We start from the raw sequence: 17,212 nt of genomic DNA, 5'->3' as shown, positions 1-17,212 counted from the left end.
TTTATTTGTCTTTACTCATTATCCTACGCACACCGCTTCGCGCTTTTACGGGAAAAGCTATAAAGTCATTCTGCAGCTGTTGGGCGGCTGGAAGCACCTTCACGTTGATGTAGCGCGCTCGATAGTAGCGAACGCAGAGCTGCCGGACGCAATGGCTTGTGCAAGACAATGACATTTTCGTCGTCAGCCCGTTTGCGAACTTCTTTGGAGCGGTCGGCTGTCAGCAGAATAGCCGAAATTTCTTGTTTGAAGCTTTCCCGCGCAAAACCGATCATGTCCAGCCCGTTTTCATTGTCGAGATGATAATCTGCCACGATAACATCGGGGGCGACTTCGCGCTCGATGCAAAATACCTTCAACTCAGCTCCTCTGCGCAAAGTGGTGACATTGCACCCCCAACCAAGCAGAAGCGTTTCCATCCCAGCCAGAATATTGGCGTCATTGTCGATACAAAGCACATCAAGGCCAGTGAGGCTTGATGCGCGCTTTATGCCCTTACGACTTGCAACCTCTTCGATGGGAGCAGGTGCTGCGCTGATCGGAATGCGCAGCGAGAAAACGCTGCCCTTTCCAGGCGTTGAGGATAGCGTCAAGGGCAGCGACAGAACACGGGCAATACGATCAACGATGGAAAGGCCCAACCCAAGTCCTTCCGCCTCACGCATGCCTTCATCAAGACGTGTAAACTCACGGAAAACCAGTTTCAGCTTCGGCTGCGGGATACCGATACCGGTATCAAGCACTTGCAGCTCAATGAAATTGCCACGTCGGCGAACACCAAACAGAATGCCACCCTTGCGGCTATATTTGATTGCGTTTGAAACCAGATTCTGGATGAGGCGTCGCAGCATGTTGCGGTCTGTCTTCACCACAATGCTCGAAGGCACAACGCGCAGTTTAAGGCCTTTTTTCCGAGCCATTGGTGTGAAGTCCGTCGCAATTTGGCTTAAAAGCTTATCGAGACGGAACACCGAGACTTCTGGCTTGAGCGCACCCGTATCGAGCCGCGATATATCGAGCACCATTCCCAGAATGGCCTCAACCGATTCAAGTGAAGAATCGATGTTGCGGGCGAGCTGGCTGGTTTCCGCACGTCCAAGCTTTTCTGTTAGCGCCGTACTGTAAAGCCGTGCTGCATTGAGTGGCTGCAGAATGTCGTGGCCAGCTGCTGCCAGAAACCGTGTCTTGCCAAGGTTTGCTTCTTCGGCTGCGGATTGTGCCTTTGCAAGCTTCTGGTTCACATGCGTTAGTTCGGCAGTGCGGTCAGCGACGCGCTGTTCAAGCACCTCAGCCGCCTTCTGGCGCATCAGATCGGCCTCAACTTCGGCAGTAATGTCTGTATAGGTCGCGACAAGTCCGCCATCCGGCATGGGGTTGGAGTTGATCTCCAGCACCTTTCCGGTCGATTTTAAAGTCATCCGCCATGGCTGTCTGAGAGTTGCAAGGGATCGTATGGCCGAGTTTTGCGCATTGACGGCAAGATCGCCGCTGCTGGCCAGATGTTCGACAATCTCGGACACCGGAATCCCAACCTGCATCACTTCATCCGGCAGATCAAAATGGGCACGGAACTGACGGTTCCAGCATGTCAACCGCAGATCCTTGTCGAGTACCGTTATGCCCTGATCCATCTGATCGAGCGCAATTTGCAGGAGGTCACGATTTTGTTGCAGGGCGACGGAAGCATCGTCAAGCAATTGCCTTGCGTCACGCGCAGAAGCATCGTTGCGTTGAAGTAGCAAAGACAGGACGAGGCGGGCCGACGAGGAACCAACTGCCGTTCCCAGCAATTGCTCGGCGTAACGGATCAACGGCGTGTCCACCGTCATGCCGGGATCGAGCCTGCGTTGCTCTCGTCCTTCAAAACGCAGGAAAGCACGCTCAACACGTTCGCCCCCCAGATAGCGAGCCATAGTCGCTTTGAGTTCTGCGACCGTAACCGTTGTCCGAAAACGCTTGAGGGTCGGTGTACCAATGAAATAGCGCGGCAGGAAAATGCTCGCCTGAATGCGTTCAAGCGGTGTTGAAGCACGTGAAAGCGACCCAAGAATGTAGAACAAGGTGTTAGCCGCAAGGCTCCACATGACGCCATTGGTCAGAGGCAAAGCATCTGTGCCAAACAAGGCTTCAGGTCTTAATGCGGTAAAGCCAAGAAAGCCTTCGCGCAATATCTCCGCATCTTCTGGAGCCATGGTTGGCAGAAGCAACGTATAGGCCCAGATGAGAAACCCTGCCGACAAGCCGAGCATTGCGCCACGTCCATTGGCGTTGCGCCAGAACAACCCACCGATGAACGAGGGCATGAACTGTGCAATAGCTGCAAAAGATATAAGGCCGATGGACGCGAGGTGGATATTATTAGACGCCATGCGGTAATAGACGAATGCCAACGCCAGAATGCCGATAATCGTCAGTCGCCGCGTATTGAGAATGATCATCGTCAGATCACGCTGTTCCGTCGGATGACGAACAGCGAGCCTGCGAATTATAAGCGGCAGCACAAGGTGATTGGAGATCATAATCGCCAGCGCCACGCAAGCGACGATGACCATCGCTGTCGCCGCCGAAAGCCCGCCGAGAAAGGCTATCAGCGCAAGCCAGTGCGCACCAGCTGACAGTGGCAGTGCCAACACATAGAGATCACCACTGACTGTATTGCCAAGCGTCATGACGCCGATGAGTGCAATCGGGAAAACGAAAATATTGATCAGGATCAGATAAAGCGGAAACAGCCAGGAGGCGGTGCGCAATTCTTTTTCACTGCGGCTTTCGACAACCGTCACATGAAACTGGCGCGGCAGCATGATGATAGCGGCAGCACTCAGCGTTGTGTGCACGATCCACGTACCGATTGAGGTTTCATAATGAAAGGCCTCAAGGGCCGCAGGAGATTGCGAAATCTTCTCGATCAATTCTCCCGGTGAGCCGAAAACAAAGAACGTGCAGGCAAAACCAACTGCAAGAAATGCGGAAAGCTTGATCACCGATTCAAGTGCAACAGCCAGAATCAGGCCGTTCTGATGTTCGGTCGCATCTGTGTGGCGTGTGCCGAACAGAATGGCAAAGACAGCCAGAACAGCCGCCACCGGCAAAGAAATATCGCCAAAAACAAAAGAGGCTGGGTCAAAAGCCGAGCCGTAATGCTCCATCACCAACCCGACGCTGCCAGAAACGGCTTTGAGTTGCAGCGCAATATAAGGAATGGAGCCGACGGCTGCGATACAGGTAGCAAGAGAGGCCACGCCAAAGCTCTTGCCATAGCGAGCGGCCAAAAAATCAGCGATGGAGGTGATGTGTTCTGACTTCGCCAACCGCACGATGTGGCGCAAGAGGCGATTGCCAAGCGTGAAGACGAGAATCGGGCCGATATAGATGCCCAAAAACTCAAGCCCTCGTTGGGCCGAAAGGCCGACGGAGCCGAAGAATGTCCACGATGTGCAGTAAACCGCGAGGCTGAGTGCATAAATATAGGGGCGTGGAGCGCTGCTCCAGCGAGCGGCGCGCCTGTCGCCGATGCTTGCAACCGCAAACAGCATCAACAAATATAAAAAGGCCGCGCCTATAATACCCCAGCCCTGCATTGCCGGACCATCCTCCCCTGCTGTTACCCTCATAATTGGAGGTAACACACAGGGGAAGGCAAGCATTTTCATAGTTAGCGCGCAAGGTCTACCCTATTATCAATTAGTTAGAGCCGTCCCGCAAAAATGCCCCCTTCTATTGAGCGGGTGCCGCACCCTCTGCGGGCTTATCGGTCTCGCTGTCGAAACTCTTCGTTACATCCATGAAACGACGCATGAAACGCTCCATATAGCCAAGAGACTGCTCGAACTCCGCATCTGTTGGCAGCTTGGATGCAGAAGCAGATGCACCACCTGCTTCAAGAGCTGTAACCTTGCCCTCAAGCTTCTTCACCCGATCCTGCAAATCGGAAATATCATTTTCGTAAGCTTCTCGATCCTCGGTCGCCATCTTGCAGATAAGCTGCCCCTGCTGCTCGTTGCAAACCGACAATGCGCCGGTGCGAGTATCGAGCCGCACGTAACCGGTTTCGGTGCCTTCAAGGCGATAGCGCCCGTTTTCCTCAGCATGAGCACCGCTTGCTGCAAAGCTTGTACCCAGCAATGAAACAGCGGCTAGTGTGCGAAATAACGGGATGGTTTTGCCAGACATGTTTCGATCTCCTTTAACGCATGTTCTAAGCGCAGCTTGTCCGAAATCCGTGTCACACTTTTCGTGACGCGCTTTCAACTTCCCCCCATCATATGGGAGCTATGCAAGAAAAACGAACACGTCATGCTTTGATTTTCTAACTAATTCGGTCTAGAGAGCTGCCATGACCAAAACGACCATCTACAAGATCGCCCCGCGCGATCTCTGGGCGCAGGCAGAAGAAGCTGGCATTTTTACCGGGGCACCGGTTGATATTGCTGATGGCTATATCCATTTCTCTACCTATACACAGGTGCGGGAAACAGCCGCCAAACACTTTGCCGGGCAAACGGATCTGCTGCTTGTGAGCGTGGATGCGGATTTTCTTACAAGCAGTTTGGGCGATGCGCTGAAATATGAAGCCTCGCGTGGCGGAGCACTCTTTCCGCATCTTTATGCAGCGCTGCCAATGTCGGCAGTCACAAAAGTCGAGCCCTTGCCGCTCGACAAAGATGGTCTCCATATCTTTCCGGAGCTTGAGGATAAATGAGCGGGCTTTTTGAACTTATCGGGCGACGTGCATTGTTCTCGCTCGATGCCGAGCAGGCGCATGGTTTGTCCATTGCCGGTCTTAAAACCGGCATCGTTACATGCAACCGCTCCAATGACCCTGCGCTTTCGGTTAAGATTGCAGGACTGCAATTCCCGAACCCGCTGGGCATGGCCGCAGGCTATGACAAGAATGCCGAAGTGCCGGATGCGCTTTTGAAAATCGGTTTCGGCTTCACAGAAGTCGGCACGATCACCCCGCGTCCGCAAAGCGGTAATCCACGCCCGCGTATTTTCCGCCTGCCAGATGATCACGCCGTCATCAACCGGCTTGGCTTCAACAATGAAGGCCACGATGCAGCTTTCAAGCAATTGTCGCAACGTGCAGGCAAAAGCGGCATTGTCGGCGTCAATATCGGTGCCAACAAGGATGCTGAAGATCGTATCGGCGATTATGTGGCTGGTATCCGTAAGTTCTATCAGCTTGCGCGCTATTTTACCGTCAATGTTTCTTCGCCCAACACGCCCGGCCTGCGCAACCTTCAGTCGCGAGAGGCATTGCGCGAACTGCTATCGCGCGTGCTTGCAGCGCGCGACGAAGAAGGCAAGATGTGCACGCTGAAGCGGCCTGTCTTTCTCAAGATCGCACCCGATCTCAGCAATGAAGAACTGGACGATATCGCGGCCGAAGCTACAGCACAGAAGCTCGACGGCATTATCGTTTCCAACACCACGCTTTCACGCCATGGCCTGAAAAGTGCCGAGAACCATGAAGAAACCGGTGGTCTTTCTGGCGCACCACTTTTCGAGCGTTCAACAGTCATTCTGGCCCGTATGCGCGAACGCGTCGGCGCTGACATGCCGCTGATCGGCGTAGGTGGTATCGATAGTGCCGAAACAGCGCTCGCCAAAATCAAGGCTGGTGCCGATCTCATCCAGCTTTACACCGGCATGATCTATCGCGGTCCGGGCCTCGCGTCAGAAATCCTGCGCGGCCTCTCAGAGGCTGTGAAAAACGAAGGTGCTGCCAATATCGCCGAACTGCGTGACCGCGATACCAAGCAATGGGCCGCGCGTCGCCTTCCGGATTAATTCCGGGAAAATTCTGATCGATATCTGCGCGGCAGCAGCGTCAGAAGCGTTACGCCGCGGATCGATAAAAACAGATTGAGTGCCAACCAAAGCCCGTGATTTCCCATCATGGGCTTTGCTGCATAAAGCACCACCAAAAAGAATATCAGCGAGAAGAACATCATGTTGCGCATATCACGCGACCATGTTGCGCCGATATAGACGCCGTCCATGTGAAAAGCGAGAAGACCCGTGAGGCCTGTCAGTGCTGCCCACGGCAGATATTTGATCGCCTCATCACGCACGTCTTCGGCCTTCGACAGCAGACCAATAATCGCATCACCAAACACCATCAGGATGAGCGCAATCGCGCTGGCCATGACCAGTCCCCAGACGAAGGTCAGCTTGGCACCACGCACAAAAGCCGGGCTGTGACGCGCGCCGACCGAACGCCCGACGATCTGCTCAACCGCCGCCGCCATTCCATCAAGGAAGAAGCCACAGACGAGGAAGAAGTTCATCAACACCGCATTTGCTGCAAGCGTCACTGGCCCAAGCTCCGAGCCCGCGCGCGTGAAGAAAGCAAATGCCGTCAAAAGCAGGATCGAGCGGATCATGATGTCTCGATTGAGCGCGATCATCCGCACAATACCAGCCTTGTGCAGAATGTGCTTGATATCTGGGTGGCGACCCGTTTGCTTGTGAAAATGGCGCATAACAAGGAACAGCCCGACAATAGCGGCCACCGTTTCGCCAGTCACTGTCGCCCAGGCAACGCCTTCGACACCCCAGCCCAGTTCCAGACCGAGCACGATGCACAGCACAATGTTAATGCCGTTGATAAGCACCTGGAGGCTCAAGCCAAGCACGCCCTGCCCGCGGCCAAGCAGCAAACCGAGCACTGAATAATTGATCAGCGCCACAGGTGCCGACAACATGCGGATGGAAACATAGCTTACCATCGCAGCCTGTGTTGCAGGCGTTGGATGAATAAAATCGGACGCGACAGTGAGAACAAGCGGCAAGCTCAGGATCATCAGACAACCCGCAACGATTGCAATGATGATTGCGCGCCAGAAGATCGCCTGTTCTTCTGCCTTGTCCTCCGCACCCATGGCTTGTGCCACAAGGCCGGTCGTGCCCGAGCGCAGGAAGCTGAACATCGTCAGCAGAAAATCGAAAACTAGCGCGCCAATTGCCAATCCGCCAATCAGTTCGGCCTGCCCCATCTGACCGACCACGCCCATGTCAACAAGGCCGAGCAAAGGCGTGGTGACAGCCGCCAGCGTCATCGGCACGGCGATCATCATCACCATGCGATGCGTCACATCAAATGGTCTGGAAACGATGCTCTTTTCGTGCAGCATCTGATCCATGGCTGACCCCAACAACTCATTAGCAATTGGAGGAAGCTCTACTCTGGAATTTCTGGAAACGACAGAAAATTCGGCCACCGCATTGTCGCAGGCCTGACAACACTATGTCCGCAGAGTTTTCGATTCATTACAGCGGCTCCAGTTAATATTGAATCGTTGGAACCCCTGTAACTATTTGTTTTTACGCATTTCCGAACACAAAACCGGTTCCAACTTTTGCTGGAAATACTTTTAAGCGTTCGGAATGCGCGCAATAACCTTGATTTCGAAGTCAAAACCAGCAAGCCAGTTGACGCCCACAGCGGTCCAGTTTGGATACGGCTTCTCGGCAAACATGCGCGCCTTCACGTCCATGATTGTCGTAAACTGGTTTTGCGGGTCTGTATGAAATGTAGTCACGTCCACGATGTTATCGAATGTGCAGCCCGCCACTGCCAATACATTGCGCAGATTATCGAATGCGCGTTCAACCTGTGCTTTGAATTCAGGTTCGGGCGATCCGTCTTCACGGCTACCAACCTGCCCAGATACAAAGAGAAGGTCGCCGGAGCGAATGGCAGCCGAGTAACCGTTTTGTTCATAAAGGTCCTGGCGACCATCGGGAAATATAGCGATGCGGGTCATGGAACATCCTTTCGATATACAGCTTTTTTTAAGCCTACAAGTTTGATATACGTAACGTATGTGTATTTCATATACGCACCGTATGTCAACACCGGAGATTTGCATGGCCCCGAGGTCTCGTGCTGAAACCATGATGGAAAACCGCCAATTGCTGCTGGTTGCAGCGAGGAAAGCCTTCGCCGAAAAAGGCTTTGCAGCCGCATCCATGGACGATCTAACCGCTGAAGCGGGGCTGACACGCGGCGCGCTCTATCATAATTTTGGTGACAAGAAGGGCTTGCTGGCCGCCGTCGTTGCACAGATTGATGGTGAAATGGCTGCACGTGCCAAGGAAGCAGCGTCCGTTAAAGCTGACCCTTGGGATGCGCTGATAACGGAGGCTAAGACCTATATCGAGATGGCATTGGAACCAGAAGTGCAGCGGATCGTCCTCTTAGATGGCCCGGCTTTTCTGGGAGACCCTTCGCAATGGCCCAGCCAGAATGCCTGCCTCGACGTCACGCGCAAAACGGTTGAAGTTCTGATCGCAGAAGGTGTTTTGAAGTCCGTCGATGTGGACGCTGCGGCGCGCCTGTTAAGCGGAGCAGCACTGAATGCAGCGCTTTGGGTTGCCGCAAGCGACAATCCAGCGTCAGCGCTGAAAAAGGCTGTAGATGTGTTTCAGCATCTGGCTTCCGGACTCTTGGTCGACAAAAGAATTTAAAGCCCCAACATCATCGCCCAATAAATGCGACGCGGATTATTTTCAGGTGTTGCCCAGGCAAGGCCATAATGCCCGAATGTGGGATCGAGCATGTTTTTGCGATGGCCGGGCGATTTCATCCAGGCATCGAATACCGCTTGGGTATTGGGCTGGCCCGAAGCGACGTTTTCCGCAGCAGGACCGCGAATGCCTGCCTGCTTAAGCCGCGAGACGAAGCCATTACCCCAGCCAACCGAGTGGCCAATCTTGCCATGGGTTGCCATACGCCGTGCCTGATAAAGCGCGGCCTGTTCGAGCTTGCTATCGGTCGCCATCGACGACAGGCCGTTGGCCTTGCGGATCTGATTGAACAAGTCCGTTGGATCGACGTCTGCTGCGGCATCCGCAAAGCCCGCAGGCAAGGCGGCGAAAGCCAGTGCACCACCGGCGAGGATCAAAAATCCCCGCCGGGAAAGAATAAACGTGTCGTTCTGCTGCATTTGTCCGGTTTCTGAGCGGTTCAAATTGAAGCATTGTTCGGCACAAAAATGCTTCGCACTCTTGGCTCAAATGCTCTGATTATTTCCGGTAACTCAGGATACGGAGCAAAATAAAGGCAGGAATAACGACTGCCGCACCAAGAATGAGATAATCGGCAAAACCAGCAATTGCTGAGAAGCCCATATTCCACAGACGCAGCACAAAATCGCGGATGCCATAGAGAATATCATACGGCGTCCAGTGGAATGCGCTCATCACCACGCCCACAACAAGCGAGATCAGTACCAGCTTGATCAGCACGCGCGCTGGCGTATCGCCAAGAAAACGGTTTACACCATCAGACATGCAAATCTCCTGCATAAAAGCATGTCTCCGAAAAGCGGGAACCGGTTTTCCGTTAAAGACATGTGTAAAAACAAAGGGCATTAAACGCGCGGTATGGATACGATAAAATGCGACGCGTTTCAGCCCCTCTGCCAAACTGGCAGTTTCGTCGCGGAAAATAGGAGGTCAGTGGGGGATTCGCAAGCTATCTCACAAGCTCAGTGCTGTTTGCGATATTCGCGCGGGGCTTTTTGCTTCTGTCTGATAAACGAACGGTTCATGCTGCGGGTGTCGGTAAAGCCGCTGGCGACCGCCACTTCCAGAAGCGAGAGCCCGGTTTCAGACAACAGCTCGCGCGCCTTCTTGACCCGTAACTCCTCACGGACCTCGAAAGCGGTGCGCCCAACAGCCATGCGGAAACCTCGCTCCATCTGGCGGACAGAAATACCGAGCTTGCGCGCCACATCAATCATCGGCACTGGCTCTTCCAGCGTTTCCTCGAAAATGCGGATCGCCTTGCGGATCATCGGTGAGCGAACGCCATTGAAGCTGAGCGCCGGTTGTTCAGATCGCACCAGCTCATAAGGGATCATCAAAATGGATGCGCTTTTGCGCGCCAGTTCCTCGGAGATTTCATTCTGAATGATCGACAGCGAAAGCGACGCAGCGCCCAGTCCGCCTGCACAGGTGTAGTGTCGGCCGCTGCGATGAAAAAGGCTGGTTGTATCAGCCGTATGACCGTCGAAAAGATCGACGAAGTCGTCGCGGTGAAACCAGCTGACGCAGCAATTGCGGTCATCGAGCAAACCGCCTTCGGCAAGCAGGAAAGCTGCCGTGCAAAGGCCCACCACCGTCTTGCCGCGTTTGTCGGCTCGTTTGATGAGATCAATCAACGCTTGCTGGCGCGGGCGATATTGCGCAAGCAAACCGCCAACCACCGCCACATAATCACATTCATCAAGTTCACCTATGGGCGCGGTCGGTTCAATGACCATGCCGGAACTGGACGTAACCGGATCGCCAGACAAGGTGCAGATTTTCCACCCGCATCTGATCTGACGGCTCTTGTCACGGTCATCGGCTGCCAGTCGAAACGGATCAAGAAACAGGCTGAGTGCTGTCAGTGTAAAGCCCGGCAGCGCGACGATACCCACCAACAGACGGCGCGGTGGCACATCTACTGTGTTTTCCCGTACATCATCCTTACCATGCTTCACTCTTCCGGCCTCCTCCACTTCGCTCCAATTTATAGAAGTAGGATCGGGAAGAGCGCAATCACCTGAAATGCTTGGAGAGCTTGAGTTGCTGCGCCTGATAGTTCGATCCGAGATCGACACCGTAAAGCGCCTTCGGGCGATTCAACATATGCTCATAAACAAGACGGCCGACAATCTGGCCATGTTCGAGAATGAACGGGACTTCATGACTGCGCACTTCCAGAACCGCGCGGCTTCCAGTGCCACCAGCAGAGCTATGGCCGAAACCTGGATCAAAGAAGCCCGCATAATGCACACGGAATTCACCAACCAGCGGGTCGAAAGGCGTCATTTCAGCTGCGAAAAGCGGCGGCACATGCACGGCTTCACGCGAAACCAAAATATAGAACTCATCAGGATCGAGCACGAGCTCTCGTGAACCGCGATCATAGATCGGCTCCCAGAAATCGAGCACGTCATGCGCGGCGCGTTTATCGACATCGACGACAGCCGTGTGATGCTTGCCGCGATAACCAATTAATCTGTCTTCGCTGCCTGACAGATCAACCGAAAGCGCGATGCCGCCGCCTGAAATATTCGGCATTTCAGAAGCAACCAGCGTCTCGTTCTGATGAAGGATTGCCAGTTCCGCTTCGCTCAACTGCGCGCGGCCCTTGCGGAAACGGATCTGCGACAGGCGAGAACCAGTACGTGCCACAATCGGGAATGTGCGTGGGCTGACTTCAAGATAGAGCGGGCCTTTGTAACCAGCCGGAACCTTGTCGAATTCCTGCGCACCATCGGTGATGACGCGGGTGAAGATATCAAGACGACCGGTCGAGCTTTTTGGATTGGCGGATGCTGAAAGCTCTGGCGAAAGTGACAGGCTTTCAAGCAAAGGCACGATATAGACACAACCCGTTTCAAGCACTGCACCCGCAGTCAAGTCGATCTCGTGCAGCTTGAGACGTTCCAGCTTGTCGATAACCGGGGTTCCGGGACCCGGCATGAAGGATGCGCGCACACGATAGGCTTTGGCACCCAACCGCAGATCAAGACTAGCAGGCTGAATCTGATCGGCATCCAATGGACGCGCAGATGCCAGCAAACCGCTTTCAAACAGTGCAGCAATATCCGCATCTGCCAGAATTCCCGCATCCCTCTGCGTCATAACACTGAACTCCGTGACTTACTTAAATTTGGTCTATGACCATTGACCGCTCTCGACCCCAATGCCAACCCTGAAACCCCACAGCTCGCGGGTTTTCCGCAGGAATCACAGCCATCAGAGCTTTGGCAGACAGGCGTTTTCCTGAAAACTGATCCTTCTGGCATTGACGACCCCGCCCAAGAGGCATAAGGAAAAAGTGTTCCGTGGTGATTTGGCCGGCCGGCTTGCAGCCACGTTAAAGAATTCGCTAAATGAGGCCGCGGTTCGTTACCGGCCTTTTGCGTTTTCGCAAGGCCGGTTTTTTATTGGCCGCCGAGGCAATTCCGCGCCCCGGCCGACCAGCTTTCGACAGGTTGGAAAAATGACGAATGAGACTACCCGCAAGTTCCGCCCGGCAACTCAGCTCGTTCACGCAGGATCGCTGCGTTCGGGTTTCGCAGAGTTGTCAGAAGCCCTCTATCTAACGCAGGGCTTTCTTTATCCAACGGCGGAAGCCGCTGAGGCTCGCTTTAAGGGTGAAGACCCTGGGTTCATCTATTCGCGTTATGCCAATCCAACCACCGATATGTTTGAAAAGCGGATGTGCGCGCTTGAAGGCGCGGAAGATGCTCGCGCACTGACATCAGGCATGGCAGCAGTTGCTGCATCCATTCTTTGTCAGGTACAGGCTGGCGATCACCTGATCTGCGCCCGCGCCGTCTTCGGCTCGTCGCGTTATATCGTCGAAACGCTATTGCCACGATATGGCGTGGAAATTTCCGTAATCGATGGCGCGAATATCGAGAACTGGAAAGCCGCCGTCCGTCCCAACACCAAGGTAATGCTGCTTGAAAGCCCGTCGAACCCGACGCTGGAAGTCATCGACATTGCCGCTGTCGCAGATATTGCCAATGAGATCGGTGCCAAGCTGATCGTGGATAACGTCTTTGCGACCCCCCTCTTCCAGAAGCCACTGGAACTGGGCGCGCATATCGTCGTCTATTCGACGACCAAGCACATCGACGGTCAGGGTCGTTGCCTCGGCGGCATCGTCCTTTCCGATCAGGAATGGACTGAAGAAGTTTTGCAGCCTTACTTCCGTCATACCGGTCCCGGCATGAGCCCGTTCAATGCATGGATCATGCTCAAAGGTCTTGAAACGCTCGGCGTACGCGTGCGTCAGCAGACACAATCGGCAGCAGCCGTTGCAGACGCGCTTGCAGGCCAGGCTGGCGTCAAGCAAGTTATCTATCCGGGCCGCGCCGACCACCCGCAGGCCGACATCATCGCCAAGCAGATGACTGGTGGCTCGACGCTGATTGCTTTGGAGCTGGAAGGCGGCAAAGAAGCGGCGTTCAAGTTTGAGAATGCGCTTCAGGTCTTCAGCATCTCCAACAATCTGGGCGATGCAAAGAGCATCATCACCCATCCGGCGACCACTACGCATCAGAGCCTCACCGACGAAGCCCGAAGCGAGCTTGGCATTTCAGATGGCATGCTGCGCATCTCGGTGGGTCTTGAGGACACGGACGATCTGATTGAAGACGTGTTGGAAGCGCTTGTCGCCGCTCGTTAATAAAAATCGACTAATTTAGCGCCTTTTGATCGCAAAATGATGCATAAACAACGCAATTGCCGGAACATTTCGGCAATTGTAGCGCAATTGTCCGCTTCAAATCGTTGACCTCCAGCGCAACTTTGGCGATAGGTTGAAGATGAAGACTTGATGCGATTCAAAGGCGGGTGCGTATGTACAGAGCGGTGACGCGGGGTATCGAAGTAACAGCCGAGCCCTTTTATCTTGAAGATCAGTCAGAGCCTGAAGAAAATCGCTATGTCTGGGGCTATCGGATCACGATCGCCAACAATTCTTCCGACACCGTGCAGTTGCGCTCGCGGTACTGGCAGATTACTGATGGCAACGGCCACATAGAAGAAGTACGCGGAGACGGTGTTATCGGAGATCAGCCGACGCTCAACCCCGGAGACTCCTACCAGTATTCTTCAGGCTGTCCACTCAACACCACATCCGGCGTGATGGTCGGGCGCTATCAGATGCAGGCATCTGATGGAAAAGCTTTTGAAGTCGATATTCCGGCGTTCTCGCTCGATATTCCCGAAACACGCCGCACGCTGAATTGAAAAAGGCGCTTCTCACGAAGCGCCTTTTTCTTGTTCTTATTTCGCAAACTGCGCTGGGTCAAACTCGTAATGTGTCGAACAAAACTCGCACGTCACTGAAATCTTTCCGTCCTCGATGCTGTCCTGAATTTCTTCAGCCGAGAGATTGGAAAACACACCTTCAATCTTCTCGCGCGAGCACGAGCATTCATCGAGAACCCGAACGGCTTCATAGATGCGCACACCGCGTTCATGGAACAGACGATAAAGCAGACGTTCCGAGCCAACTTGCGGATCGGTCAGCTCAGAGCTTTCAATCGTGCCGACCAGCGAACGTGCCTCATCCCAGCCGTCATCTTCCAGATCACGCGCAACCGTGTTTTCATCGCCATCACCACCCGGAAGATCCGGTATGCGCGATCGCAATTCGGACTCAGGCAGGAACTGAATAACCAGCCCCCCGGCGCGCCAACGCTCGACAAGTTTACCGTCCGCACCGCGTTCAATAAGCTTGGCAACGCTCAGCTTCATATCGGTCGGTATCTGTTCCGACTGGCGGAAATATGTGCGTGCAATCTCTTCCAGTGTCGATCCATCAAGAGCAACGATGCCCTGATAGCGCTGCGTATAAGCACCCTGATCAACGGTGAAGGCCAGCGTGCCGCGACCGAGTAGCTCCTCAGGACGCGTCTGACCAGCCGCTACCGCTTCCTTTACGCGCTCCGCGTCGAAACGCGCATAGGCACGTACGGAACGTGGCGTACGGAAATCGACCACCAGCATATCGACAGGACCGTCGGACTGGGTCTGGAAGATAAACTTGCCTTCAAATTTAAGGGACGTGCCAAGAAGCACAGTCAGAACCGTTGCTTCGGCCAGAAGGCGCGCGACATGTTCCGGATAGTTGTGGCGCTTCAGGATGGCATCAATGCTGCCGCCCAATTGTACGGCGCGACCACGCACGTCGAGCCCCTCCACCTGGAAGGGCACAACGGCATCGTCGCCAGCGAAGTCGAGGTCTTCCAGAGCGATCTGGATGTCTTCGACTTCGATTTGCTCATTGCTGATCTTATCAGACAATTTATGCTCCTAAATTGCCGCCTTGCAGGCACCAGGCCAGAATGGCTTTCTGGGCATGGAGCCTGTTTTCAGCTTCATCGAATACGACCGATTGAGGGCCGTCGATCACTTCGTCGGTCACTTCCTCGCCGCGATGCGCGGGCAGGCAGTGCATGAAAAGCGCCTCTTGGTCAGCTTTAGCCATCAGATGTGCATTAACCTGATAGGGCATGAAAACATTATGGCCACGAGCATGATCTTCCTGCCCCATCGAAACCCAAGTGTCGGTCACGATGCAATCTGCACCGCGTACCGCCTTATCCGGGTCCGCTGTGGACATGATGTTCGCGCCGTTTGCCTTTGCCCAATCGATATATTGCTGCTTCGGCTCGCTGCCTTCCGGCGTTGCGATATTGACGTTGAAATCAAAACGCGCCGCAGCTTCCACAAGCGAATGAAGGACGTTGTTACCGTCCCCCATCCAGGCGAAGGTCTTGCCTTTGATCGAGCCGCGATGTTCCTCATATGTAAGAACGTCGGCCATGATCTGACAAGGGTGCGTATCATCGGTTAGTGCATTAATAACCGGAACGGTCGCATACTCGGCCAGTTCCAGCATGCGATCATGCGACGTTGTGCGGATCATAATCGCATCCACATAGCGCGAAAGCACCTTGGCTGTGTCCGCGATGGTCTCGCTGCGACCGAGCTGCATTTCCGAGCCTGTGAGCATGATCGTCTCACCGCCAAGCTGACGCATACCCACATCAAACGAGACGCGGGTACGTGTGGACGGCTTCTCGAAAATCATTGCCAGCACCTTGCCCGCAAATGGCTTTTCGAGTTCGCCAGCCTTCAAGCGTGCCTTTCGCGCCTTGGCATCTTCCATAATGGCGCGGAGTTCGCCGGCTGGTACAGTGGAAAGGTCGATGAAGTGCTTGATACCGTTATTGTTTGCCATGATCTCACGCCGTCTTACTGGTCGGATTTGCGATTGCAAGCCGTTCTACGGCCATCTCAATACGCTTCAATGCTTCACGAGCCTCTTCAGGCGTCGTGACCAGTGGCGGAAGAAGTCGGATGACGTTGTCACCAGCGCCGACGCTCAGAAAATGTTCGTCACGCAGAGCCTGAATGAGCGTCACATTTGGCACAACGCATTTGATACCCATCAGAAGACCACGACCACGGATTTCCGAGACCACGCTCGGAAAACGATCAATGATCGACGCAAGGCCCTGCTTCATGGTCAATGCAGTTTCCTGAACGTTTTCGAGGAATCCGTCAGCAAGCACAACATCAAGCACAGCATTGCCGACAGCCATAGCAAGCGGATTGCCACCATAGGTGGTGCCATGAACACCGGCGGTCATGCCTTTGGCAGCGTCAGCGGTTGCAAGGCAGGCGCCCATCGGGAAACCACCACCAATTCCCTTGGCGACGGCCATGATGTCGGGCTTGATGCCCGACCATTCATGAGCGAAGAGTTTGCCGGTACGGCCAACGCCCGTCTGCACTTCGTCGAGGATCAGCAGAAGACCCTTGTCATCGCAGATCTGGCGCAACAGACGCATGAACTCTTCCGGGAAGCCACGCAGACCGCCCTCGCCCTGCACAGGCTCGAGCAGAATTGCTGCGGTCTCACTGGTGATCGCAGCACGCAATGCTGCTTCATCTCCGAATGGCACCTGATCGAAGCCGTCGACCTTCGGGCCGAAACCTTCGAGATACTTGGCCTGACCACCTGCGGCAATCGTAGCCAATGTACGGCCGTGGAATGCGCCTTCAAAAGTGATGACGCGGAAGCGCTCAGGATTGCCGTTTACATAATGATAGCGGCGCGCGGTCTTGATCGCGCATTCAAGAGCCTCGGCACCGGAATTGGTAAAGAACACTTTATCCGCAAATGTCGCTTCAACCAGACGAGCGCCCAGCTTCTCCTGTCCAGGAACCTCATAGAGATTGGACAGGTGCCACAGCTTGTCGGCCTGATCTTTGAGCGTATTGACCAGATGCGGATGGGAATGGCCCAGTGAATTGACTGCAATGCCTGCAGCAAAATCGAGATAACGGTCGCCGCCTTCGGTAATCAGCCAGATGCCCTCACCTCGCTCGAAGCGCAGAGCCGCACGATTGTAGGTGTCGTAGAGCGGTTGCACAGTCGTAACGTCGGTCATTGCAGTCAGGCCTCCATAAGCCTTGTAAATGCAGCGCCTCCGGCAAAGCCGGTCAGGCAGCGTTTCCCATTGTTTTAAATACCCGCAGAATGCCTAAAAAGGCTCCTGAACGGGATCGGGCGATCTCATGTCTTTGAATGAGCCTCCCGGCGGAAATAAAAAACCGCCCTCAGGGCGGCATTATTTATTCCCGGGCGTATATTGGCGCTCGCAAAAAAAATGTCAATCAA

Annotated in this window: 16 protein-coding genes and 1 riboswitch; of the genes, 5 read left to right on the top strand and 11 right to left on the bottom strand. The window is 54.3% G+C overall.

What is annotated here, in order from left to right:
• Nucleotides 1-65: 65 nt before the first annotated feature.
• Together CES85_RS11060 and CES85_RS11055 are read right to left on the bottom strand one after the other, a co-directional pair.
• Nucleotides 66-3,581: a PAS domain-containing hybrid sensor histidine kinase/response regulator gene (locus CES85_RS11060; RefSeq protein ID WP_095446044.1), complete on the bottom strand. Its 3,516-nt coding sequence runs from the start codon at nt 3,579-3,581 to the stop codon at nt 66-68.
• A 136-nt stretch (nt 3,582-3,717) separates the two neighbouring features.
• The gene (locus CES85_RS11055) at nt 3,718-4,173 is read right to left on the bottom strand and encodes a hypothetical protein (RefSeq protein ID WP_095446043.1); all 456 of its coding nucleotides are present in this window, start codon (nt 4,171-4,173) and stop codon (nt 3,718-3,720) included.
• Nucleotides 4,174-4,336: 163 nt separating this feature from the next.
• Here CES85_RS11055 and CES85_RS11050 point away from each other — a divergent pair, with 163 nt between their 5' ends.
• Both CES85_RS11050 and CES85_RS11045 read left to right on the top strand, forming a co-directional pair.
• Nucleotides 4,337-4,702 (top strand): DUF952 domain-containing protein, encoded by a 366-nt coding sequence (locus CES85_RS11050; protein ID WP_095446042.1) that lies wholly within the window; start codon nt 4,337-4,339, stop codon nt 4,700-4,702.
• Nucleotides 4,699-5,793 (top strand): quinone-dependent dihydroorotate dehydrogenase, encoded by a 1,095-nt coding sequence (locus CES85_RS11045; protein WP_095446041.1) that lies wholly within the window; start codon nt 4,699-4,701, stop codon nt 5,791-5,793. The genes CES85_RS11050 and CES85_RS11045 overlap by 4 nt, the downstream gene beginning before the upstream one ends.
• Here CES85_RS11045 and CES85_RS11040 read toward each other — a convergent pair.
• Entirely contained in the window at nt 5,790-7,139 is a 1,350-nt protein-coding gene (locus tag CES85_RS11040; RefSeq protein ID WP_404900847.1) for an MATE family efflux transporter, read from the bottom strand. The two genes, CES85_RS11045 and CES85_RS11040, sit on opposite strands and share 4 nt — an antisense overlap.
• Before the next feature lie 240 nt (nt 7,140-7,379).
• Nucleotides 7,380-7,772 carry a RidA family protein gene (locus CES85_RS11035; protein WP_095446039.1) on the bottom strand — a complete coding sequence of 131 codons (393 nt, stop codon included), beginning with the start codon at nt 7,770-7,772 and terminating at the stop codon, nt 7,380-7,382.
• A gap of 103 nt (nt 7,773-7,875) precedes the next feature.
• On the opposite strand from CES85_RS11035, the gene CES85_RS11030 reads away from it, so the two are divergent.
• Entirely contained in the window at nt 7,876-8,475 is a 600-nt protein-coding gene (locus tag CES85_RS11030) for a TetR/AcrR family transcriptional regulator (protein WP_095446038.1), read from the top strand.
• On the opposite strand, the gene CES85_RS11025 is transcribed toward CES85_RS11030, so the two are convergent.
• From CES85_RS11025 to CES85_RS11010, 4 genes are all read right to left on the bottom strand, one after another.
• Nucleotides 8,472-8,954: a CAP domain-containing protein gene (locus tag CES85_RS11025; protein WP_095446037.1), complete on the bottom strand. Its 483-nt coding sequence runs from the start codon at nt 8,952-8,954 to the stop codon at nt 8,472-8,474. The two genes, CES85_RS11030 and CES85_RS11025, sit on opposite strands and share 4 nt — an antisense overlap.
• A 79-nt stretch (nt 8,955-9,033) precedes the next feature.
• A complete protein-coding gene (locus tag CES85_RS11020; protein WP_007873508.1) occupies nt 9,034-9,300 on the bottom strand; it encodes a DUF6460 domain-containing protein in 267 nt (88 codons plus the stop codon).
• Between the two features lie 197 nt (nt 9,301-9,497).
• Nucleotides 9,498-10,514, bottom strand: a complete 1,017-nt coding sequence (locus CES85_RS11015; protein ID WP_404900665.1) for a GlxA family transcriptional regulator — start codon at nt 10,512-10,514, stop codon at nt 9,498-9,500.
• A 40-nt stretch (nt 10,515-10,554) separates the two neighbouring features.
• Nucleotides 10,555-11,646 carry a 2'-deoxycytidine 5'-triphosphate deaminase gene (locus CES85_RS11010; protein WP_095446035.1) on the bottom strand — a complete coding sequence of 364 codons (1,092 nt, stop codon included), beginning with the start codon at nt 11,644-11,646 and terminating at the stop codon, nt 10,555-10,557.
• Between the two features lie 193 nt (nt 11,647-11,839).
• Nucleotides 11,840-11,919: riboswitch (SAM riboswitch) on the top strand.
• A gap of 88 nt (nt 11,920-12,007) precedes the next feature.
• Between CES85_RS11010 and CES85_RS11005 the strand changes: the two genes are divergently transcribed.
• Entirely contained in the window at nt 12,008-13,201 is a 1,194-nt protein-coding gene (locus CES85_RS11005) for an O-succinylhomoserine sulfhydrylase (protein WP_095446034.1), read from the top strand.
• A 173-nt stretch (nt 13,202-13,374) separates the two neighbouring features.
• Nucleotides 13,375-13,767: a Co2+/Mg2+ efflux protein ApaG gene (gene apaG, locus CES85_RS11000; protein ID WP_095446033.1), complete on the top strand. Its 393-nt coding sequence runs from the start codon at nt 13,375-13,377 to the stop codon at nt 13,765-13,767.
• 36 nt (nt 13,768-13,803) lie between these two features.
• Here apaG and CES85_RS10995 read toward each other — a convergent pair whose 3' ends face one another.
• The 3 genes from CES85_RS10995 to CES85_RS10985 are packed head-to-tail and all read right to left on the bottom strand — an operon-like array spanning nt 13,804 to nt 16,982.
• Nucleotides 13,804-14,826 (bottom strand): Hsp33 family molecular chaperone, encoded by a 1,023-nt coding sequence (locus tag CES85_RS10995; protein ID WP_095446032.1) that lies wholly within the window; start codon nt 14,824-14,826, stop codon nt 13,804-13,806.
• A 1-nt stretch (nt 14,827) separates the two neighbouring features.
• Nucleotides 14,828-15,766: an ornithine carbamoyltransferase gene (argF, locus tag CES85_RS10990; protein ID WP_095446031.1), complete on the bottom strand. Its 939-nt coding sequence runs from the start codon at nt 15,764-15,766 to the stop codon at nt 14,828-14,830.
• Nucleotides 15,767-15,770: 4 nt separating this feature from the next.
• Entirely contained in the window at nt 15,771-16,982 is a 1,212-nt protein-coding gene (locus CES85_RS10985) for an aspartate aminotransferase family protein (RefSeq protein ID WP_095446030.1), read from the bottom strand.
• Nucleotides 16,983-17,212: the final 230 nt, after the last annotated feature.

Origin of the sequence: Ochrobactrum quorumnocens (assembly GCF_002278035.1) — a bacterium.
Classification (GTDB): domain Bacteria; phylum Pseudomonadota; class Alphaproteobacteria; order Rhizobiales; family Rhizobiaceae; genus Brucella; species Brucella quorumnocens.
Note: the sequence above shows the minus strand (reverse complement) of the source record. Positions and strands in the feature narration are given on the sequence as shown.